Annotated in this window: 15 protein-coding genes, 1 tRNA gene and 3 rRNA genes; 11 read left to right on the top strand and 8 right to left on the bottom strand. The window is 53.9% G+C overall.

Annotated features, from left to right (window positions below; translation table 11 throughout):
* Complete coding sequence (gene rbsR / locus EH164_RS22190; RefSeq protein WP_094192957.1) at nt 1-993, top strand: ribose operon transcriptional repressor RbsR; 993 nt, start codon at nt 1-3, stop codon at nt 991-993.
* Here rbsR and mdtD read toward each other — a convergent pair.
* Nucleotides 985-2,388 carry a multidrug transporter subunit MdtD gene (gene mdtD / locus EH164_RS22185; RefSeq protein ID WP_124971043.1) on the bottom strand — a complete coding sequence of 468 codons (1,404 nt, stop codon included), beginning with the start codon at nt 2,386-2,388 and terminating at the stop codon, nt 985-987. The genes rbsR and mdtD overlap by 9 nt on opposite strands.
* Before the next feature lie 10 nt (nt 2,389-2,398).
* Nucleotides 2,399-3,088, bottom strand: a complete 690-nt coding sequence (locus tag EH164_RS22180; RefSeq protein WP_124971040.1) for a FadR/GntR family transcriptional regulator — start codon at nt 3,086-3,088, stop codon at nt 2,399-2,401.
* A 454-nt stretch (nt 3,089-3,542) separates the two neighbouring features.
* Here EH164_RS22180 and EH164_RS22175 point away from each other — a divergent pair.
* From EH164_RS22175 to rrf, 4 genes are all read left to right on the top strand, one after another.
* Nucleotides 3,543-5,084: ribosomal RNA gene (locus EH164_RS22175) — 16S ribosomal RNA — on the top strand.
* Between the two features lie 84 nt (nt 5,085-5,168).
* Nucleotides 5,169-5,244, top strand: a tRNA-Glu gene (locus tag EH164_RS22170).
* 202 nt (nt 5,245-5,446) lie between these two features.
* A 23S ribosomal RNA gene (locus tag EH164_RS22165) occupies nt 5,447-8,353 on the top strand.
* Nucleotides 8,354-8,446: 93 nt separating this feature from the next.
* Nucleotides 8,447-8,562 (top strand): 5S ribosomal RNA (rrf, locus tag EH164_RS22160).
* The 16S, 23S and 5S rRNA genes sit together here with 1 tRNA gene alongside, the layout of an rRNA operon.
* Nucleotides 8,563-8,648: 86 nt before the next feature.
* Here the strand turns inward: rrf and mobB are convergent.
* Both mobB and mobA read right to left on the bottom strand, forming a co-directional pair.
* Nucleotides 8,649-9,164, bottom strand: coding sequence for a molybdopterin-guanine dinucleotide biosynthesis protein MobB (mobB, locus tag EH164_RS22155; protein WP_124971671.1), 516 nt, complete (start codon nt 9,162-9,164; stop codon nt 8,649-8,651).
* Entirely contained in the window at nt 9,164-9,688 is a 525-nt protein-coding gene (gene mobA / locus EH164_RS22150; RefSeq protein WP_241175057.1) for a molybdenum cofactor guanylyltransferase MobA, read from the bottom strand. The genes mobB and mobA overlap by 1 nt, the downstream gene beginning before the upstream one ends.
* Before the next feature lie 126 nt (nt 9,689-9,814).
* On the opposite strand from mobA, the gene EH164_RS22145 reads away from it, so the two are divergent.
* The 3 genes from EH164_RS22145 to dsbA all read left to right on the top strand — a co-directional run bounded on the left by EH164_RS22145 (nt 9,815) and on the right by dsbA (nt 11,786).
* A complete protein-coding gene (locus EH164_RS22145; protein WP_023479302.1) occupies nt 9,815-10,084 on the top strand; it encodes a YihD family protein in 270 nt (89 codons plus the stop codon).
* A gap of 75 nt (nt 10,085-10,159) precedes the next feature.
* A complete protein-coding gene (locus EH164_RS22140; protein WP_124971037.1) occupies nt 10,160-11,146 on the top strand; it encodes a serine/threonine protein kinase in 987 nt (328 codons plus the stop codon).
* Nucleotides 11,147-11,162: 16 nt separating this feature from the next.
* Nucleotides 11,163-11,786 (top strand): thiol:disulfide interchange protein DsbA, encoded by a 624-nt coding sequence (gene dsbA / locus EH164_RS22135; RefSeq protein WP_023479332.1) that lies wholly within the window; start codon nt 11,163-11,165, stop codon nt 11,784-11,786.
* 12 nt (nt 11,787-11,798) lie between these two features.
* Here dsbA and EH164_RS22130 read toward each other — a convergent pair whose 3' ends face one another.
* Nucleotides 11,799-12,707 carry an acyltransferase gene (locus tag EH164_RS22130; RefSeq protein WP_124971665.1) on the bottom strand — a complete coding sequence of 303 codons (909 nt, stop codon included), beginning with the start codon at nt 12,705-12,707 and terminating at the stop codon, nt 11,799-11,801.
* A gap of 422 nt (nt 12,708-13,129) precedes the next feature.
* Between EH164_RS22130 and polA the strand changes: the two genes are divergently transcribed.
* A complete protein-coding gene (polA, locus tag EH164_RS22125) occupies nt 13,130-15,916 on the top strand; it encodes a DNA polymerase I (protein WP_124971662.1) in 2,787 nt (928 codons plus the stop codon).
* 303 nt (nt 15,917-16,219) lie between these two features.
* On the opposite strand, the gene yihA is transcribed toward polA, so the two are convergent.
* Nucleotides 16,220-16,849, bottom strand: a complete 630-nt coding sequence (gene yihA / locus EH164_RS22120) for a ribosome biogenesis GTP-binding protein YihA/YsxC (protein WP_023479300.1) — start codon at nt 16,847-16,849, stop codon at nt 16,220-16,222.
* 570 nt (nt 16,850-17,419) lie between these two features.
* On the opposite strand from yihA, the gene yihI reads away from it, so the two are divergent.
* Both yihI and hemN read left to right on the top strand, forming a co-directional pair.
* A complete protein-coding gene (yihI, locus tag EH164_RS22115; protein WP_023479295.1) occupies nt 17,420-17,923 on the top strand; it encodes a Der GTPase-activating protein YihI in 504 nt (167 codons plus the stop codon).
* 186 nt (nt 17,924-18,109) lie between these two features.
* Nucleotides 18,110-19,483: an oxygen-independent coproporphyrinogen III oxidase gene (gene hemN, locus EH164_RS22110; RefSeq protein WP_124971035.1), complete on the top strand. Its 1,374-nt coding sequence runs from the start codon at nt 18,110-18,112 to the stop codon at nt 19,481-19,483.
* A 33-nt stretch (nt 19,484-19,516) separates the two neighbouring features.
* Here hemN and EH164_RS22625 read toward each other — a convergent pair whose 3' ends face one another.
* Entirely contained in the window at nt 19,517-19,627 is a 111-nt protein-coding gene (locus EH164_RS22625) for a YshB family small membrane protein (RefSeq protein ID WP_094192975.1), read from the bottom strand.
* Nucleotides 19,628-19,723: 96 nt separating this feature from the next.
* On the bottom strand, nt 19,724-21,133 hold the full coding sequence (glnG, locus tag EH164_RS22105) for a nitrogen regulation protein NR(I) (protein ID WP_023479374.1): 1,410 nt from the start codon (nt 21,131-21,133) through the stop codon (nt 19,724-19,726).

Genomic DNA, 21,133 nt, shown 5'->3' with positions numbered 1-21,133 from the left:
GTGGCCACCATGAAGGATGTTGCCCGCCTGGCGGGCGTTTCCACCTCTACCGTCTCCCACGTTATTAATAACGATCGCTTTGTCAGTGAGGCGATTCGCGAAAAGGTGGATGCCGCGATTACGTCGCTGAACTATGCGCCTTCCGCGGTCGCGCGCAGCCTGAAGCTTAAACAGACGCGCACGATTGGGATGCTGATCACCGCCAGTACCAACCCTTTTTACTCTGAGTTGGTGCGCGGGGTAGAGCGCAGCTGCTTCGAGCGTGGCTATAGCCTGGTGTTATGCAATACCGAAGGCGACGAGCAGCGGATGAACCGAAATCTGGAAACGCTGATGCAAAAGCGCGTCGACGGGCTGCTTCTGCTCTGCACCGAAACGCATCAGCCTTCGCAAGTCATCATGAGCCGTTACCCCTCAATTCCCACCGTGATGATGGATTGGGCGCCGTTCGATGGCGACAGCGATCTGATTCAGGATAACTCGCTGCTGGGCGGCATGATGGCGACGGAGTATCTCATTCATAAAGGGATGACGCGTATTGCCTGCATTACCGGCCCGCTGGATAAAACGCCCTCCCGGCTGCGGCTGGAGGGGTACCGCGAGGCGATGGCGCGCGCCGGGCTAACGATTCGCGACGGCGACGAGATCGAGAGTGATTTTGAGTTTGGCGGCGGCCTGACGGCGATGCAGCGTCTGCTGGCAATGGATGAGCGCCCGCAGGCGGTGTTTATCGGCAATGATGCGATGGCGGTCGGCGCTTATCAGGCGCTCTACCAGGCGGGGCTGTCGATCCCGCAGGATATGGCGATTGTCGGTTACGACGATATCGAGCTGGCGCGCTATATGACGCCGCCGCTCACCACCATCCATCAGCCAAAGGATGAACTGGGTGAGCTGGCGATTGATGTGCTGATCCACCGTATTGCCGACCCGAGCCTGCAACAACAGCGTCTGCAACTGACACCGGTCCTAATGGAGCGCGGCTCAGCCTGATTTTTTGTGGCGCTCCTTGATCAGGTTGCGGCCATCTTTTGCTTTCAGCAGCATAAAGGTTAAAGCGGAGACCACCGTTACTGCACCCATCGTCATAAAGGTGTAGTGGAACTGCTCAACGGTGTTGGTGCCATCAACCCCTTCATAAAAACGCAGCACCGCTGCGCTCACGGCGACACCGAGGCTTATCGACAGCTGCTGCGTTACCGCCAGCACGCTATTGCCACTACTGGCGTTTTCATCCGTTAAGTCTGCAAGGGAGATGGTGTTCATGGCGGTAAACTGCGTCGACATCGCCATGCCTAATATGAACAGCGGCAGCACCAGCATCCAGATCGCCATCGCCTGAGTTTGCAGGGCGAACTGCGCAATCATTACGCCAATAAAGAGCGTGACGCCAACCAGCGTTTTGCGATAGCCAAACCAGCGCAGGATCTGCGTGACGGTCGATTTCGCCAGAATGGAGCCCAGCGCGGTCGGTGCCATCATGCAACCGGCAATCAGCGCCGGATAGCCAAAGCCAACCTGCAACATCAGCGGCATTAAGAAAGGAACGCAGCCGGTACCGAGGCGCGAAGCGATATTCCCGGCGATGCCGACGGAGAAGGTGCGGGTCTTAAACAGGTTGAGCGAGATAAGCGGCGTCGGGTGGCGGCGGGCGTGGCGAATATAGAGCAGCAGCAGGGCGATGCCGCTGAAGATAATGCTCAGGGCAAGCCAGGTTTCGACCACTTTCTCGCCGAACAACTCCATCCCGCTGGAGAAGAGCACCAGGCTTAAGCCGAATAACAGGAAGCCCCACATATCGAAGCTGCGGCGCGGCGTGGTGAAGTTCGGCATATATTTACGCGCGTAGAGCAACCCGGCGACACCAATGGGAATATTAATCAGGAAGATCCAGTGCCAGCTTGCCCAGGTAACCAGTACGCCACCCATTACCGGGCCGAGAATCGGCCCGACCAGCCCCGGCATGGTGACAAAGTTGAGCACCGGCAGTAATTCACTGCGCGGATAGGCGCGCAGCAGAGCAAGGCGCGCGACCGGCATCATCATCGCGCCGCCAATCCCCTGAATTACGCGAAAGACAACCAGCATGGCCAGAGAGTTGGAGAGGGCGCAGGCCAGCGAGCCGAGAGTGAAGAGGCTGACGGCTAACATAAAGATGCGTCGCGTGCCGAAGCGGTCGGCCAGCCAGCCGCTGACCGGAATAAGCATCGCGACGGTTAGGGTGTAACTGATAATGGCGGACTGCATCGCCAGCGGCGAACGGTTAAGACTTTGCGCAATAGCGGGTAGGGCGGTATTAAGGATGGTGGCGTCGAGCGCCTGCATAAAAAAGGCCATCGCGGCTATCCACGGCAGCCCGGCCATACTGCGCCCTTTCTTCTTTGTCATACTTATTCCTTTAATTAGGCGAATTCAACAATCTCTGGCACGCCTGAAACGCACTATCACCGTCGCTTTCCTGAATTGCGTCGACGATAGCCTGGTGAAGATCCAGCTTAATCACTTCGTTTTCAGTAATAGAGGTGAAGTAAGTATGGTAAACCGAGTGGAAAAGTGTGGCGAATGACATAAGGAAAGGATTACCGCTCATGGTGTAGATATGTTCATGCCACGCCATGTCCACCTCTATCCAGCGTTCACGGTTGAACGACTTTTTCAGGCACACCATCTCTTCCATTAATGTATTCAGCCAGGCCTTTTGCTCGGCGCTTGCCAGTACAGCAGCGAGAAGACAGGCCTGCGGCTCAAGGCTGGCGCGCATAACAAGAAAGTGTTGGATCACTTCCTGGAAATTGTCTTCGCTCATCCACCATGAGAGCAGCTCGGTATCAAGGAAGTTCCAGTTCCCCTTCGGCATCACGCGCGTGCCGATACGCGGGCGGGGTAAGACCATGCCCTTCGCGGTTAATGTCTTAATTGCCTCTCTCACTGCGGTACGGCTTACGCCAAACGTCTCGCCGAGCTCCATCTCGCCGGGCAAAATGGCTCCCGGCGCGTACTCTCCTCGCAGGATCTGCTGCGCCAGTTTCTCGGCTATCACCCAGGAGATATTTTTCTGCGCGGCAAGTTGCTGTGCGTTTAAAGGCATTTCTCACTTCCTTCTTCTTTATTTCACTCGGTAGTATGCCATTCGATATCTATAAGTGGTGGTAAAAACAGCGATACCCGCTATTTATGCCGCTTTTAACCGCACTTTGTTGAAAAAAAACACGGTTGAAAAGTTTTTTGAAATTAGGGGTTGTCAGGGAAAATTAACTCCCTATAATGCGCCTCCACTGACACGGCACAACGGCAAACACACCGGCCTGTCAGGTGAAGAATTCTGAAAATAATCAGTTGACTTCACAGCGGGAAAGCGTAATATGCACACCCCGCGCCGCTGCGAAAAGCGAAGCGGCACTGCTCTTTAACAATTTATCAGACAATCTGTGTGGGCACTCAGGTGACATGGATTCTTGATGTCCTCGGACACTAAATGAATACCAAGTCTCACGGGTGAACACGTAATTCATTACGGTTTAATTCGATGAGCATCAAACTTTAAATTGAAGAGTTTGATCATGGCTCAGATTGAACGCTGGCGGCAGGCCTAACACATGCAAGTCGAACGGTAACAGGAAGCAGCTTGCTGCTTCGCTGACGAGTGGCGGACGGGTGAGTAATGTCTGGGAAACTGCCTGATGGAGGGGGATAACTACTGGAAACGGTAGCTAATACCGCATAACGTCGCAAGACCAAAGAGGGGGACCTTCGGGCCTCTTGCCATCAGATGTGCCCAGATGGGATTAGCTAGTAGGTGGGGTAACGGCTCACCTAGGCGACGATCCCTAGCTGGTCTGAGAGGATGACCAGCCACACTGGAACTGAGACACGGTCCAGACTCCTACGGGAGGCAGCAGTGGGGAATATTGCACAATGGGCGCAAGCCTGATGCAGCCATGCCGCGTGTATGAAGAAGGCCTTCGGGTTGTAAAGTACTTTCAGCGGGGAGGAAGGCGATGCGGTTAATAACCGCGTCGATTGACGTTACCCGCAGAAGAAGCACCGGCTAACTCCGTGCCAGCAGCCGCGGTAATACGGAGGGTGCAAGCGTTAATCGGAATTACTGGGCGTAAAGCGCACGCAGGCGGTCTGTCAAGTCGGATGTGAAATCCCCGGGCTCAACCTGGGAACTGCATCCGAAACTGGCAGGCTTGAGTCTCGTAGAGGGGGGTAGAATTCCAGGTGTAGCGGTGAAATGCGTAGAGATCTGGAGGAATACCGGTGGCGAAGGCGGCCCCCTGGACGAAGACTGACGCTCAGGTGCGAAAGCGTGGGGAGCAAACAGGATTAGATACCCTGGTAGTCCACGCCGTAAACGATGTCGACTTGGAGGTTGTGCCCTTGAGGCGTGGCTTCCGGAGCTAACGCGTTAAGTCGACCGCCTGGGGAGTACGGCCGCAAGGTTAAAACTCAAATGAATTGACGGGGGCCCGCACAAGCGGTGGAGCATGTGGTTTAATTCGATGCAACGCGAAGAACCTTACCTGGTCTTGACATCCACAGAACTTTCCAGAGATGGATTGGTGCCTTCGGGAACTGTGAGACAGGTGCTGCATGGCTGTCGTCAGCTCGTGTTGTGAAATGTTGGGTTAAGTCCCGCAACGAGCGCAACCCTTATCCTTTGTTGCCAGCGGTCCGGCCGGGAACTCAAAGGAGACTGCCAGTGATAAACTGGAGGAAGGTGGGGATGACGTCAAGTCATCATGGCCCTTACGACCAGGGCTACACACGTGCTACAATGGCGCATACAAAGAGAAGCAATCTCGCGAGAGCTAGCGGACCTCATAAAGTGCGTCGTAGTCCGGATTGGAGTCTGCAACTCGACTCCATGAAGTCGGAATCGCTAGTAATCGTGAATCAGAATGTCACGGTGAATACGTTCCCGGGCCTTGTACACACCGCCCGTCACACCATGGGAGTGGGTTGCAAAAGAAGTAGGTAGCTTAACCTTCGGGAGGGCGCTTACCACTTTGTGATTCATGACTGGGGTGAAGTCGTAACAAGGTAACCGTAGGGGAACCTGCGGTTGGATCACCTCCTTACCTTAAAGAACCATTCCCTGCAGTGTCCACACAGATTGTCTGATGAAAAGTAAATAGCAAGGCGTCTTGCGAGTGAGACTTTGTGTCCCCTTCGTCTAGAGGCCCAGGACACCGCCCTTTCACGGCGGTAACAGGGGTTCGAATCCCCTAGGGGACGCCACTTGCTGGTTTGTGAGTGAAAGTCACCTGCCGATGTATCTCAAACCTGATTCCTGTGTGAACAGTGAGTCATGTCTGAGATATTTGCTCTTTAAAAATCTGGATCAAGCTGAAAATTGAAACACAGAACAATGCGAATTGTTCCGTGAGTCTCTCAAATTTTCGCAACTGATGATGTTTTACGAAACATCTTCGGGTTGTGAGGTTAAGCGACTAAGCGTACACGGTGGATGCCCTGGCAGTCAGAGGCGATGAAGGACGTGCTAATCTGCGAAAAGCGCCGGTAAGGTGATATGAACCGTTATAGCCGGCGATGTCCGAATGGGGAAACCCAGTGCAATCCGTTGCACTATCGTTAACTGAATACATAGGTTAACGAGGCGAACCGGGGGAACTGAAACATCTAAGTACCCCGAGGAAAAGAAATCAACCGAGATTCCCCCAGTAGCGGCGAGCGAACGGGGAACAGCCCAGAGCCTGAATCAGCCTGAGTGTTAGTGGAAGCGTCTGGAAAGTCGCGCGATACAGGGTGACAGCCCCGTACACAAAAACACACAGGTTGTGAGCTCGATGAGTAGGGCGGGACACGTGGTATCCTGTCTGAATATGGGGGGACCATCCTCCAAGGCTAAATACTCCTGACTGACCGATAGTGAACCAGTACCGTGAGGGAAAGGCGAAAAGAACCCCGGCGAGGGGAGTGAAACAGAACCTGAAACCGTGTACGTACAAGCAGTGGGAGCCTCTTTTATGGGGTGACTGCGTACCTTTTGTATAATGGGTCAGCGACTTATATTCTGTAGCAAGGTTAACCGTATAGGGGAGCCGCAGGGAAACCGAGTCTTAACTGGGCGTTAAGTTGCAGGGTATAGACCCGAAACCCGGTGATCTAGCCATGGGCAGGTTGAAGGTTGGGTAACACTAACTGGAGGACCGAACCGACTAATGTTGAAAAATTAGCGGATGACCTGTGGCTGGGGGTGAAAGGCCAATCAAACCGGGAGATAGCTGGTTCTCCCCGAAAGCTATTTAGGTAGCGCCTCGTGAATTCATCTCCGGGGGTAGAGCACTGTTTCGGCTAGGGGGCCATCCCGGCTTACCAACCCGATGCAAACTACGAATACCGGAGAATGTTATCACGGGAGACACACGGCGGGTGCTAACGTCCGTCGTGAAGAGGGAAACAACCCAGACCGCCAGCTAAGGTCCCAAAGTCATGGTTAAGTGGGAAACGATGTGGGAAGGCCCAGACAGCCAGGATGTTGGCTTAGAAGCAGCCATCATTTAAAGAAAGCGTAATAGCTCACTGGTCGAGTCGGCCTGCGCGGAAGATGTAACGGGGCTAAACCATGCACCGAAGCTGCGGCAGCGACACTATGTGTTGTTGGGTAGGGGAGCGTTCTGTAAGCCGTTGAAGGTGTGCTGTGAGGCATGCTGGAGGTATCAGAAGTGCGAATGCTGACATAAGTAACGATAAAGCGGGTGAAAAGCCCGCTCGCCGGAAGACCAAGGGTTCCTGTCCAACGTTAATCGGGGCAGGGTGAGTCGACCCCTAAGGCGAGGCCGAAAGGCGTAGTCGATGGGAAACAGGTTAATATTCCTGTACTTGGTGTTACTGCGAAGGGGGGACGGAGAAGGCTATGTCGGCCGGGCGACGGTTGTCCCGGTTTAAGCGTGTAGGTGTGTGTTCCAGGTAAATCCGGTTCACTTTAACACTGAGGCGTGATGACGAGGCACTACGGTGCTGAAGTGACAAATGCCCTGCTTCCAGGAAAAGCCTCTAAGCATCAGGTAACACGAAATCGTACCCCAAACCGACACAGGTGGTCAGGTAGAGAATACCAAGGCGCTTGAGAGAACTCGGGTGAAGGAACTAGGCAAAATGGTGCCGTAACTTCGGGAGAAGGCACGCTGGTGCGTAGGTGAAGCGACTTGCTCGCGGAGCTGAAACCAGTCGAAGATACCAGCTGGCTGCAACTGTTTATTAAAAACACAGCACTGTGCAAACACGAAAGTGGACGTATACGGTGTGACGCCTGCCCGGTGCCGGAAGGTTAATTGATGGGGTCAACCGCAAGGTGAAGCTCTTGATCGAAGCCCCGGTAAACGGCGGCCGTAACTATAACGGTCCTAAGGTAGCGAAATTCCTTGTCGGGTAAGTTCCGACCTGCACGAATGGCGTAATGATGGCCAGGCTGTCTCCACCCGAGACTCAGTGAAATTGAACTCGCTGTGAAGATGCAGTGTACCCGCGGCAAGACGGAAAGACCCCGTGAACCTTTACTATAGCTTGACACTGAACATTGAGCCTTGATGTGTAGGATAGGTGGGAGGCTTTGAAGCGTGGACGCCAGTCTGCGTGGAGCCAACCTTGAAATACCACCCTTTAATGTTTGATGTTCTAACGTGGACCCGTAATCCGGGTTGCGGACAGTGTCTGGTGGGTAGTTTGACTGGGGCGGTCTCCTCCTAAAGCGTAACGGAGGAGCACGAAGGTCAGCTAATCCTGGTCGGACATCAGGAGGTTAGTGCAATGGCATAAGCTGGCTTGACTGCGAGCGTGACGGCGCGAGCAGGTGCGAAAGCAGGTCATAGTGATCCGGTGGTTCTGAATGGAAGGGCCATCGCTCAACGGATAAAAGGTACTCCGGGGATAACAGGCTGATACCGCCCAAGAGTTCATATCGACGGCGGTGTTTGGCACCTCGATGTCGGCTCATCACATCCTGGGGCTGAAGTAGGTCCCAAGGGTATGGCTGTTCGCCATTTAAAGTGGTACGCGAGCTGGGTTTAGAACGTCGTGAGACAGTTCGGTCCCTATCTGCCGTGGGCGCTGGAGAATTGAGGGGGGCTGCTCCTAGTACGAGAGGACCGGAGTGGACGCATCACTGGTGTTCGGGTTGTCATGCCAATGGCACTGCCCGGTAGCTAAATGCGGAAGAGATAAGTGCTGAAAGCATCTAAGCACGAAACTTGCCCCGAGATGAGTTCTCCCTGACTCCTTGAGAGTCCTGAAGGAACGTTGAAGACGACGACGTTGATAGGCCGGGTGTGTAAGCGCAGCGATGCGTTGAGCTAACCGGTACTAATGAACCGTGAGGCTTAACCTTACAACGCCGAAGATGTTTTGGCGGATGAGAGATGATTTTCAGCTGATACCAGATTATGTTGTGCGGCGGTATGCGGCATGACAACAGAATTTGCCTGGCGGCACCAGCGCGGTGGTCCCACCTGACCCCATGCCGAACTCAGAAGTGAAACGCCGTAGCGCCGATGGTAGTGTGGGGTCTCCCCATGCGAGAGTAGGGAACTGCCAGGCATCAAATAAGAAGAACCCCAGCCTCACGGCTGGGGTTTTTTGCTTTCTGCGCGAAAAAAACGCCCAATAAAATGGCAGATAGGCGCCTAAACAGCCTTTTTCTGCGCTAACCACTGCGAAACAAATGCCGCAACTTCCTCAATATCATTAAGATCCAGCACCGGTACTGGCAGCGCCAGCTCAACATCGCTCGCTACCGCGATCGCATGTTCATCTATCGTTAACTCATTAATGTCATGCCCACAATCTGCGCGCCAGAGCAGGATCTTAGGCACCGGTTCATGCTTAAAGCCTTCGACAAGCACCAGATCCAGCTTTGTCGCATCCATCCTGCTGACCAGCCAGCTAAGATCCAGCTCCGTTTCATCAGGTGTTTCCGTCATTAATGCCCAGCGCTGGTTGCTGGCGACAAGCGTCTGTGCTGCGCCTGCTTTGCGTAACTCATAACTATCCTTGCCCGGCGTATCAACATCCATATCATGATGGGTATGCTTGATTAAGCCGGGACGAATGCCTCGCGCGCATAGCGCCGGAATAAGTTTTTTCAACAGTGTCGTCTTACCCGTTCCGCTCCAGGCCGCCACGGCAAGTAATGGGATCATCATCTCTCCTGCCAGCGTGCGAGATCGTCAGGCGTATTCACATTGGCGAAGGCTGCACGACGATCGCTGAAATCGACCGCATGTCCGCCAGCTTCGCGCATAAACATCATTACCCTGCGTTCACCTTGTGACAGCCACGCTTCCAGTTGCGGAGAAAGGTCCCGATGAAGCAGAGCAATCACTGGATGATCGCGTTCGCCATCATGCACCCACACTGCCGAAGCCTGGCCGCGGCCTGCCTGTAAACGCGATAAGAGATCGGCCGGAATATAGGGCGTATCACAGGGACAAAAGAGGAACCATTCGGCTTCGCACTGTTGCAAAGCAGCTAACATCCCTGCAAGCGGGCCCGGGAAGTCACCTAACGTATCCTCAATGACCGGCAGGCCGCTGAGGCGATAGGTATCAAGATTGCGATTGGCGCTGATCGCCACGCTCTTAACCTGGGATGCTAATCGCCCGGCGACATGTTGCCAGAGCGGTTTACCGTTCAACTCCAGCAAGCCTTTGTCTTTTCCAGACATACGCGATGCTTTGCCGCCAGCCAGCACGACGCCGATTACTGCACTGCTGTCCTTCACCAGTAACGCCTCTTTTATTGTGGGATTGACCCTGCTAACGTGTCTGAACACAAAATAAGGAGCAGATACATGAAATGTAAACGCCTCAACGAAGTTATCGAACTTCTCCAGCCAGCCTGGCAGAAAGAGCCAGAACTCAATTTAATGCAATTTTTACAGAAACTGGCGCAAGAGTCAGGTTATGAGGGCGAACTGGCAGATTTAAGTGATGACATTCTGATCTATCACCTGAAAATGCGCGACTCGGCAAAAGACGCAGCGATCCCGGGCATTCAAAAAGATTACGAAGAGGATTTCAAAACCGCGCTACTGCGCGCCCGCGGCGTGATTAAAGAGTAAAACCTTGTAAGAGAAGCCACCGAAAACGGCCCGAAATGATATCCTGAATCATTCGTCGTATTTTCGGATCCCAGGATGACCTGTAACGCTTTTACTTTCCAGACGCTTCACCCGGATACCATCATGGATGCGCTTTTCGCGCAGGGGATCCGGGTCGATTCCGGCCTTACTCCGCTTAATAGCTACGAAAACCGTGTTTATCAGTTTCAGGACGAAGATCGCCGGCGCTATGTCGTCAAGTTCTACCGCCCGCAGCGCTGGTCCGCGGAACAGATACGCGAAGAGCATCAGTTTGCGCTAGACCTGCAAAAGAGTGATGTGCCGGTCGCTGCACCGCTCGCGTTTAATCATGAAACCTTACTCACCCATCAGGATTTTCTCTTCGCCGTTTTCCCGAGCGTCGGCGGCCGCCAGTTTGAAGCGGATAACCTCGATCAGATGGAGTGGGTTGGCCGCTACCTCGGTCGTTTGCACCAGACCGGCCGTCAAAAGCGCTTTACCCATCGTCCTGACATGGGCGTTAATGAATATTTGCGCGAGCCACGCCAGCTTTTTGAGACCACAGCTTTGATCCCGGCAAGCTTAAAAGAGGCGTTTCTGAGCGCAGTTGATAAGCTTATCGAGGCCGTTATGGCGCAGTGGCATAATCGCGCCAACGTGCTGCGTCTGCATGGGGATTGTCATACCGGGAATATTCTCTGGCGCGATGGCCCAATGTTTGTCGATTTAGACGATGCGCGTAATGGCCCGGCGGTACAGGATTTATGGATGTTGTTGCACGGTGATAAAGCCGAGCAGCGCATGCAGCTGGAGATGATCGTCGAAGCCTACGAAGAGTTTTGCGAGTTTGATACCGCGGAGCTTGCCCTGATCGAACCGCTGCGCGCCATGCGGCTGGTCTACTATCTGGCGTGGCTTATCCGCCGCTGGGACGATCCGGCGTTTCCCAAAAATTTCCCCTGGTTGAACAGCGAAGATCACTGGCGCAATCAGACGCATATTTTTCTTGAACAGGTGAAGGTTCTGCAAGAACCCCCTTTAGCATTAACCCCCATGTATTAAACGGAGAGAGTTGACCATGAAGAAGATTTGGCTGGCGCTGGCAGGAATGATTCTGGCATTTAGCGCTTCGGCAGCAGACATTACCGAAGGTAAGCAGTACAACACGCTGGATAAACCGGTCGCCGGTGAACCGCAGGTACTGGAATTCTTCTCATTCTACTGCCCGCACTGCTACGACTTTGAGCAGGTCTGGCACGTCTCTGAAGCAGTGAAAAAGAAACTGCCGCAGGGGACAAAAATGACCAAATACCACGTCGAGTTCCTGGGGCCGCTGGGCAAAGAGATGACGCAGGCCTGGGCCGTAGCCATGGCGCTGGGCGTTGAAGATAAAATCAGCTCTCCGATGTTCGAAGCGGTACAAAAAACACAGACTGTTCAAACCGTTGCTGACATTCGTGACGTATTTATCAAAGCTGGCGTGAAGGGCGAAGAGTATGACGCTGCCTGGAACAGCTTCGTGGTGAAATCACTGGTTGCTCAGCAAGAGAAAGCCGCGGCCGATCTGCAATTGCAGGGTGTACCGGCGATGTTCGTCAATGGGAAATACCAGATCGATCAAAACGGTATGGATAAAGACTCCCTTGATGCGTTTGTGAAAAGCTACGCTGATACGGTGAAGTTCCTGGTTGAGAAGAAGTAAATATAACGCCGGTCACTGACCGGCGTTTTTACAGGAGGCTTTGATGGCGTCTATGCGTTCATCTTTAGCGAGCCATAAACCATTCAGCCACTGCTGAAAGCTGCGCTTAAAATTCTTGTCATTAATATAATCGCCATGCAACCCTTCATGAACCGCCAGTAAATCAATACGCACCACGATACGGGTCAATTTGCCGCTAAGCATGTCGAAAAAGGGCGTGCGATCGTTTTCCGGATAGCAAAGCGTCACATCCAGCAACTTGTCGAACTGTTTACCCAGAACGTTTAACGCCATCGCGATACCCGCCGCTTTTGGCGGCAGCAGATGCTTAAATGAAGAGCGCATCTGACGCCGTTTCTCTTCTGTAAAACGCGATCCTTCAACAAAATTCACCATCGTTGTCGGATGCAGGCGAAACTTCTCACACGAACGGCGCGTTGTCTCAACATCTTTGCCCCGTCTTTCAGGGTGCCGCAGGAGATAACTTCTTGAGTAGCGGCGCATGAAAGGCATATCCAGCGCCCAGCACGCCAGTCCGATAAAGGGCACCCAGGCGAGTTGTTGCTTCAGAAAGTACTTGTTCATTGGGATCTGTTTGCGGAACAGAACACACAGCACCACGATATCTGCCCAGCTGTGATGGTTACAAATCAGCAGGTACCAGTTTCTCTTATTCAATCCCTCAAGCCCCTGAATATCCCACTCCAGTCGGGGATTGAGGCGCAGCAGCCAGTAGAGGCCTTCGCACCAGCAAGCCATCATTGCATTACAGAATGCGGAAATGGCCCGCCAAAACTTTGGGATCGGAATAAGCAGTTTTAACAGGCCGGCGATAATAATCGGCACAGAGCAGATAACAGTAAGCAGAATGGTTAAAAGAACGCTAAAAAAGAGCGTAATTATCGTGGGTAGTCTCGACATGATTAAATATTTCAAAAAGTTAGCAGCAAAATGCTCGCTAAAAGGTGTGCAAGGCGCCGATTTTATCAGAAAGCGAGAGCGGCAATGGGGAAACCTTATTCAGCGCTTTTGATGGATAACCAGCAAAAATGCAACGCCTTTTTTCTTCTATCCACACAGAGCAGATTATCACCAAAAAGCAATAACGATCCTTTTTAACTTCTTAATTTATTGATTTTAATTGGTTTGTATATTTTTACGATCCACGAAAAGGCACAAAAATCCAGCCAATTAAAAACTGTGCACAAACTTATCCACAGGATGTTTCTGCGAGGGATCCCGACGATCGCGAAATCTTTTCCGCCATTCACCGGGAAAAACTCATGTTTTCATCCTGTCTGTGGCATCCTTTAGCGTAAATTGAAAAAACAGGCATGGATATCATGGTTCAGATCCCCGAAAACCCACTCATTCTTGTTGACGGCTCCTCTTACCTCTATCGCGCGTATCATGCGTTTCCACCTCTGACCAACAGCGTTGGGGAACCCACCGGCGCAATGTATGGCGTGTTGAATATGCTGCGCAGCCTGTTGCTGCAGTATCAGCCGACGCATGTCGCAGTGGTGTTTGATGCGAAGGGTAAGACGTTCCGTGATGAGCTGTTCGAACATTACAAATCCCACCGCCCGCCGATGCCGGACGATCTGCGCGCGCAGATTGAGCCGCTGCATGCAATGGTGAAAGCGATGGGTCTGCCGCTGCTGGCGGTGTCGGGTGTTGAAGCGGATGACGTTATCGGCACGCTGGCATGTGAAGCGGACAAAAAAGGGCGCCCGGTGCTGATCAGTACCGGCGACAAAGATATGGCGCAGCTGGTGACACCGAATGTCACGCTGATCAACACCATGTCCAACACCATTCTGGGGCCGGAAGAGGTCGTCACTAAATATGGCGTGCCACCAGAGCTGATTATCGATTTCCTCGCGCTGATGGGCGACTCCTCCGATAACATCCCGGGTGTTCCTGGCGTGGGTGAAAAAACCGCGCAGGCGCTGTTACAAGGGCTGGGGGGTCTCGACTCGCTCTATGCCGCGCCGGAGAAGATTGCCGAACTGAGCTTCCGTGGTGCGAAAACCATGGCGGCGAAGCTGGAGCAGAATAAAGAGGTTGCTTACCTCTCCTACCAGCTGGCGACCATCAAAACCGACGTTCCGCTGGAGCTGACGAGCGAACAGCTCGAAGTTCAGCAGCCGGCCACCGAAGAGCTGATGGAGCTCTTTAAGCGTTACGAATTCAAGCGCTGGACGGCGGATGTCGAAGCCGGTAAATGGCTACAGGCGAGAGGAAGCAAGCCAGCCGCGAAGCCGCAGGAGACGATTGTGGTCGAAGCGGAGCCCGATATCCCGACGGCTATCCTCTCCGCTGAAAACTACGTCACCATCCTTGATGAAGAGACGTTGCAAAACTGGATCGGCAAACTGAAAAGCGCGGCGCTGTTTGCCTTCGATACGGAAACGGACAGCCTGGATAACATCAGCGCTAATCTGGTCGGCATCTCCTTTGCCATCGAACCTGGTGTGGCAGCCTATGTGCCGGTCGCCCATGACTACCTTGATGCGCCGGATCAGATCCCGCGTGACCGCGCGCTGGAACTGCTGAAACCGCTGCTGGAAGATGAAAAGCTTCTCAAAGTGGGCCAGAACCTGAAATACGATCGCGGCGTGCTGGAAAATTATGGCATCGAACTGCGTGGTATCGCCTTCGACACCATGCTTGAGTCCTACATCCTCAATAGCGTTGTTGGCCGTCATGATATGGACAGCCTCTCTCAGCGCTGGCTGAAGCACAAAACCGTGACCTTCGAAGAGATCGCCGGGAAAGGTAAAAACCAGCTCACCTTCAACCAGATTGCGCTGGAAGAGGCCGGGCATTATGCGGCGGAAGATGCTGATGTCACGCTGCAACTCCATCTGGCGATGTGGCCAGAGCTGCAACAGCACGCTGGCCCGCTGAATGTCTTCCAGAATATTGAAATGCCGCTGGTGCCGGTCATTTCGCGCATCGAACGCAACGGCGTCAATATCGATCCGGCTGTGCTGCACAAGCACTCTGAGGAGCTGACCCTGCGTCTGGCGGAGCTGGAGCAAAAAGCGCATGAGATCGCGGGCGAAGCGTTTAATCTCTCGTCGACCAAACAGCTGCAAACCATTCTGTTTGAAAAACAGGGCATTAAACCGCTGAAGAAAACCCCGGGCGGTGCGCCGTCAACCTCAGAAGAGGTGCTGGAAGAGCTGGCGCTGGATTACCCGCTGCCAAAAGTGATCCTGCAATATCGCGGTCTGGCGAAGCTTAAATCGACCTACACCGATAAGCTGCCACTGATGATCAACCCGAAAACCGGGCGCGTGCATACCTCTTACCACCAGGCAGTGACCGCGACGGGACGGTTGTCCTCTACCGATCCCAACCTGCAAAACATTCCTGTGCGTAATGAAGAGGGACGTCGTATTCGTCAGGCTTTTATCGCGACGAAAGATTACGTCATCGTCTCTGCGGACTACTCGCAGATCGAACTGCGCATCATGGCGCACCTCTCACGGGATAAGGGCTTGCTGAAAGCGTTTTCTGAAGGTCAGGATATTCACCGCGCAACGGCGGCGGAAGTGTTTGGCCTGCCGCTGGATAGCGTAAGCAATGAACAGCGCCGCAGCGCGAAAGCGATCAACTTCGGTCTGATCTACGGCATGAGCGCCTTTGGCCTCTCGCGCCAGCTCAATATTCCGCGCAAAGAGTCGCAGAAGTATATGGATCTCTACTTCGAGCGCTATCCTGGCGTGCTGGAGTATATGGAGCGCACCCGCGCGCAGGCGAAAGAGAATGGCTATGTGGAAACGCTCGATGGCCGCCGCCTCTATCTGCCGGACATCAAAGCGAGCAACGCTGCCCGCCGTGCGGGTGCTGAGCGCGCGGCGATCAACGCCCCGATGCAGGGCACCGCAGCCGATATCATCAAACGCGCGATGATCGCCGTCGATGCGTGGTTACAGCAAGAGAAGCCGCGTGTGCGGATGATCATGCAGGTACACGATGAACTGGTGTTCGAAGTGCACAAAGATGATATCGAGGCGGTCACGAAGAAGATCCATGAACTGATGGAGAGTAGTACCCAACTCGATGTGCCGCTGCTGGTGGAAGTGGGAAGCGGACCAAACTGGGATCAAGCGCACTAAGCCTGCGGTCGGAAAGGGACTTTTCTGTAACTAAGCAACATAACGCGGCGTTTTTGTGACAATCATTAGAATTCCGTATGTAAAAATTGAAAAGAAATTACAAAAAGTCCTTTTTCCAGATCCAAAAAGGGAGTAGAGTTATTCGCGTAGGGTACAGAGGTAAGATGTTCTATCTTTCAGACCTTTTACTTCACGTAATCGGATTTGGCTGAATATTTAGCCGCCCCAGTCAGTAATGACTGGGGCGTTTTTTATTGCGCGAAAGAAAGCAATAAAGCGCAGCGGGCGCCGCGCCAGAGGGGGTTATTCGCCTGCGTCTTCTGTTGCTGGCGCAATGGATGAGAACCAGCTATCCAGCTTCTCGCGCAGCTTATCGACGCCCTGTTTTTTCAGCGACGAAAAGGCTTCTACCTGCACATCGCCGTTAAAGGCAATTGCCGCTTCCCGCACCATCGTAACCTGCGCTTTACGCGCGCCGCTGGCGAGCTTGTCCGCTTTGGTCAGCAGTACCAGCACGGGGATCTCGCTTGCTACCGCCCAGTGGATCATCTGCTGGTCGAGATCTTTTAGCGGGTGGCGGATATCCATCAGTACGACCAGCCCCTTCAGGCACTGACGTTTCTCCAGATATTCACCCAGCGCGCGCTGCCATTTGATTTTCATCTCTTCCGGCACTTCGGCATAACCGTAGCCGGGCAGGTCGACAAGGCGTTTGCCCTCGACGACTTCGAACAGGTTAATTAACTGCGTGCGGCCCGGCGTTTTAGAGGTGCGCGCCAGGCTCTTTTGATTGGTTAGCGTATTGAGTGCGCTCGATTTTCCGGCGTTGGAGCGGCCAGCGAATGCCACTTCGATGCCGGTATCGGCGGGTAAGTGGCGAATATCAGGCGCACTGGTGACAAAGTGCGTCTGTTGGTAATTCAGGTTAGTCAAAACGGTCGTCTCCATCGTTAAAGCATGCGGGGATTATACCTGAACCCACGTAAAAGACTGTTTTTCTCGCATCATTCCTCTTTGTGCGTGATTGCCATGCATTTTGTAGGAAATCAGCCCGTTATACATTGCGAACTTTCAGAGTAATTGCAGGTTAAAAAATAGCTAAAAACAATACAATCAATAGCTTAGCTTTATGGAATTCTCTTAATTTATCGTTTGTAAGGGTATTCGTACTTGTCTCTTTTTCTGAGACAAGTAAAGTAAGCCCCGTAGCAGGACGCTTTACAGGAAAGGATAACTCACGGAGCGAGGGGTCGGGAGCGCCAGGAGGCGAAGACCAGAGGAACACGTCAGGAGACGTTCACAAGGAGAGGGACCGCAACACGGAGTGTTGATGCTAATGGAAAAACAGGGCAGGTTGACAGCAAACAGGGAACGTAGAGCCCTTTACGGGTCAGGGTCAAGAAAAAAGGCGACAGTTTACACTGCCGCCTTTTTTCTTTGCTTGCTTTCTGCTAGATTCCGCCGCAATTCTATACTGATGAAAAACCACCTAAGACCCCTATGATGAAAAAACCGTCTACCCAACCGCGCGGCAAAGTGCGCCGTAAAACCCGTGAAGAGTTGAACCAGGAAGGCCGCGAACGTAAGCGTGAGAAACGGCATCGCGGCAACGCTTCAGGCAGCCGCGCGAACGGTGGCGATAACGCGTCGGGCTCCGGCAAGGGCAAAGCGCAAAAAGATCCGCGTATTGGCAGTAAAACACCGATTCCGCTGGGTGTTACCGACACGCCAGTCACTAAGCAGCACAAACCGAAGAGTGAGAAACCTATGCTTTCACCGCAGGCTGAATTAGAGATGCTGGAAACGGATGAGCGCCTGGATGCGCTACTTGAACGTCTTGAAGAGGGCGAAACCCTGAGCGCCGACGAGCAGAAATGGGTTGATGCCAAACTGGATCGTATTGATGAGCTGATGCAGAAGCTCGGCCTCTCCTACGATGATGACGAAGAAGAAGAGGAAGAGGAGCGTAAGGAAGATATGATGCGTCTGCTCAAGGGCGGCAACTAATCCTTTCTTATGGGGCTTCCCGTCCTGCTTATAACCCTTCCGGTTATATGTTATCTGGTGTGGTTATTCGTTAAACTACAGCGGTTGTCGCGGCGCAAACAGTGGCTGCGCAACCGGCTGATACCCCAAAAAGGGATCGGCCCAGGCCGCCGGTATCGCCAGCGGCGTCATCGGAAGGAGTAAGCAATGTCTGAGCACGTCATCGACTGGGATCTGGCCCTGATCCAGAAATATAACTATTCCGGGCCGCGTTATACGTCCTATCCCACCGCGCTTGAGTTTTCTGACGCCTTCGGCGAAGCGGATTTTCACCGCGCCGTGGCGCGTTATCCTGACCGTCCGCTTTCGCTCTACGTTCATATCCCGTTTTGCCACAAGCTCTGCTACTTCTGCGGCTGCAATAAAATCGTCACCCGCCAGCAGCATAAAGCCGATCAATATCTCGATGCGCTGGAACAGGAGATTATCCACCGCGCGCCGCTGTTTAAAGGCCGTCACGTCAGCCAGCTGCACTGGGGCGGTGGTACGCCAACCTATCTCAACAAAGCACAGATCAGCCGCCTGATGGCGCTGCTGCGCGGCAACTTCGCCTTTGATGCCGATGCGGAGATCTCCATTGAGGTCGATCCGCGCGAAATTGAACTGGATGTGCTCGACCATCTGCGCGGGGAAGGGTTTAACCGCCTCAGCATGGGCGTGCAGGATTTTAATAAAGAGGTGCAGCGGCTGGTTAACCGCGAACAGGATGAAACCTTTATCTTCGCTCTGCTTAACCACGCGCGCGACATCGGCTTTACCTCGACCAATATCGACCTGATCTACGGCCTGCCCAAACAGACGCCGGAGAGTTTCGCCTATACGCTGCAACGCGTCGCCGAACTCAGCCCGGATCGTTTAAGTGTCTTCAACTATGCGCATCTGCCGACGCTTTTTGCCGCCCAGCGAAAAATTAAAGATGCGGATCTGCCTTCGGCGCAGCAGAAGCTCGATATCCTGCAGCAGACCATCTCCTCGCTGACCGCATCCGGATATCAGTTTATCGGCATGGATCACTTTGCCCGTCCGGATGATGAGCTGGCGATTGCCCAGCGCAACGGCGTGCTGCACCGCAACTTCCAGGGTTACACCACCCAGGGCGACAGCGATCTGCTGGGGCTTGGCGTCTCTGCCATCAGCATGATTGGCGATAGCTACGCGCAAAACCAGAAAGAGCTCAAACACTACTACCAGCAGGTTGATGAGCAGGGAAATGCGCTGTGGCGCGGTATTGCGCTGACCCGCGATGACTGCATTCGCCGGGATGTTATCAAGGGGCTGATATGCAATTTCCGTCTTTCGTTCAGCGATATTGAGCGCGCGTGGGATCTCGATTTTCGCGACTACTTTGCAGAAGATCTGCAGTTGCTTGCGCCATTGATTAAAGATGGGCTGGTGGAGAGGGATGAGCAGGGGCTTCAGGTAACGGCGAAAGGGCGTCTGTTGATTCGCAACATCTGCATGTGCTTCGATGTCTATCTGCGCCAGAAAGCGCGGCTACAGCAGTTCTCGCGGGTGATTTAACAGGCCTGCAAAAGCACCAGGCCTGTTAAACCGTTAGCTAAACAGCCCGACCAGCGTTGCACAAAGCAGCGCTGCGACAGCCGTTTGTGGCGTATGGCTGGCAGAGGCGCCAGCCGTAACCAGATGAATGAACGATTCCAGCATGATAACCCCCCCTGAACGCGCAAGATCATACTGCACTGCGGCTAACAGTAAAGCACAAAATAGCAGCACTTTTCGCGGGCGGATCGCGCTTTACGTCTACTCCATTCCCAGCTCTTTTAACTTACGCGTAAGGGTATTGCGCCCCCAACCGAGCAGGCGTGCCGCTTCCTGCTTATGCCCCTGAGTGTGGCGCAGCGCGGTAGTCAGCAGAGTGCGCTCCATCTCCGGTTGCGCTTCAGAGAGCAGATTTTGATGACCGGAACGCAGCGCGCGATCGGCCCACTGCGCGAGCAGCGTCGCCCAGCTGTCCGGCAAACTCTGCGACGGGCTATCCGGCACCGTGGCTTCAAACAACTCACTGGGCAGATCCTGAATCAGCACTTCCTGGCCTGCCGCCATTACCGTTAACCAGCGACAGGTGTTCTCCAGCTGGCGCACGTTGCCCGGCCATGCCAGCCGGGTCAATGCCGCTTCGGTTTCCGGATGCAGCAGCTTTGCTTCCACACCCAGTTCGCGGGCCGCGTCCTGTAAGAAGTGGCGCGCCAGACGCGGAATATCTTCCCGGCGTTCGCGCAGCGGCGGCAGATGCACGCGGATAACATTCAGGCGGTGGAACAGATCCTCCCTGAATTTCCCCTCCTGCACGCGCAGCTCCAGGTTCTGGTGCGTCGCCGCAATAATACGCACATCGACTTTCACCGGCGCATAGCCGCCCACGCGGTAAAACTGCCCATCGGCGAGCACGCGCAGCAAACGCGTCTGCACATCGAGCGGCATATCGCCAATCTCATCTAAGAACAGCGTGCCGCCATCGGCCTGCTCAAAACGCCCCTGACGAATGGTGTTGGCGCCGGTAAAGGCCCCTTTCTCGTGGCCAAACAGCTCCGATTCAATCAAATCTTTCGGGATCGCCGCCATATTGAGCGCGATAAACGGCGCTTTAACGCGCGGGCTGTGGCGATGCAGCGCATGGGCAACCAGCTCTTTCCCGGTGCCGGACTCGCCGTTAATCAATACGCTGATTGATGAGCGCGACAGGCGGCCAATAATGCGAAACACATCCTGCATCGCCGGCGCTTCGCCGATGATATCGGTGGTCGGGCCGAGAGCCTGCACATTGCGCGGCTGCTGCTGCTCCTGGTAGTGGCTGATAGCGCGCTCAACCAGCGCCACCGCTTCATCAATATCGAACGGTTTAGGTAGGTAGTCGAATGCCCCCTGCTGATAAGCGCTTACCGCCGCATCCAGATCCGAGTGTGCGGTCATAATGATGACCGGAAGCATCGGATGGCGCTGCTTTATCTGTTTTAACAGTGCCAGCCCGTCCATACCGGGCATGCGAATATCCGAAAGCAGAACATCCGGCGTTTTGGTGGTCAGCGCATCAAGCACTTCATTGGCACTTTCAAACGTTGTACAACTCAAGCCTGCCCCGGTGAGCGCGCGTTCAAGCACCCAACGGATGGAGCTATCGTCATCCACGATCCAGACTATCCCTCGTTGCAT

The sequence above is a fragment of the Kosakonia sp. CCTCC M2018092 genome (assembly GCF_003864115.1).
Classification (GTDB): domain Bacteria; phylum Pseudomonadota; class Gammaproteobacteria; order Enterobacterales; family Enterobacteriaceae; genus Kosakonia; species Kosakonia cowanii.
The sequence above is the reverse complement of the archived record's forward strand: the minus strand, read 5'-3'. Positions and strand labels throughout refer to the sequence as shown.

Coding starts and splice junctions, on each gene's coding strand:
- EH164_RS22140 (WP_124971037.1), top strand. CDS start 10,160: ATGACCTGTAACGCTTTTACTTTCCAGACGCTTCACCCGGATACCATC.
- mobB (WP_124971671.1), bottom strand. CDS start 9,164: ATGATCCCATTACTTGCCGTGGCGGCCTGGAGCGGAACGGGTAAGACG.
- mobA (WP_241175057.1), bottom strand. CDS start 9,688: ATGTCTGGAAAAGACAAAGGCTTGCTGGAGTTGAACGGTAAACCGCTC.
- dsbA (WP_023479332.1), top strand. CDS start 11,163: ATGAAGAAGATTTGGCTGGCGCTGGCAGGAATGATTCTGGCATTTAGC.
- polA (WP_124971662.1), top strand. CDS start 13,130: ATGGTTCAGATCCCCGAAAACCCACTCATTCTTGTTGACGGCTCCTCT.
- EH164_RS22145 (WP_023479302.1), top strand. CDS start 9,815: ATGAAATGTAAACGCCTCAACGAAGTTATCGAACTTCTCCAGCCAGCC.
- hemN (WP_124971035.1), top strand. CDS start 18,110: ATGTCTGAGCACGTCATCGACTGGGATCTGGCCCTGATCCAGAAATAT.
- EH164_RS22625 (WP_094192975.1), bottom strand. CDS start 19,627: ATGCTGGAATCGTTCATTCATCTGGTTACGGCTGGCGCCTCTGCCAGC.
- glnG (WP_023479374.1), bottom strand. CDS start 21,133: ATGCAACGAGGGATAGTCTGGATCGTGGATGACGATAGCTCCATCCGT.
- yihI (WP_023479295.1), top strand. CDS start 17,420: ATGAAAAAACCGTCTACCCAACCGCGCGGCAAAGTGCGCCGTAAAACC.
- EH164_RS22130 (WP_124971665.1), bottom strand. CDS start 12,707: ATGTCGAGACTACCCACGATAATTACGCTCTTTTTTAGCGTTCTTTTA.
- EH164_RS22180 (WP_124971040.1), bottom strand. CDS start 3,088: ATGCCTTTAAACGCACAGCAACTTGCCGCGCAGAAAAATATCTCCTGG.
- mdtD (WP_124971043.1), bottom strand. CDS start 2,388: ATGACAAAGAAGAAAGGGCGCAGTATGGCCGGGCTGCCGTGGATAGCC.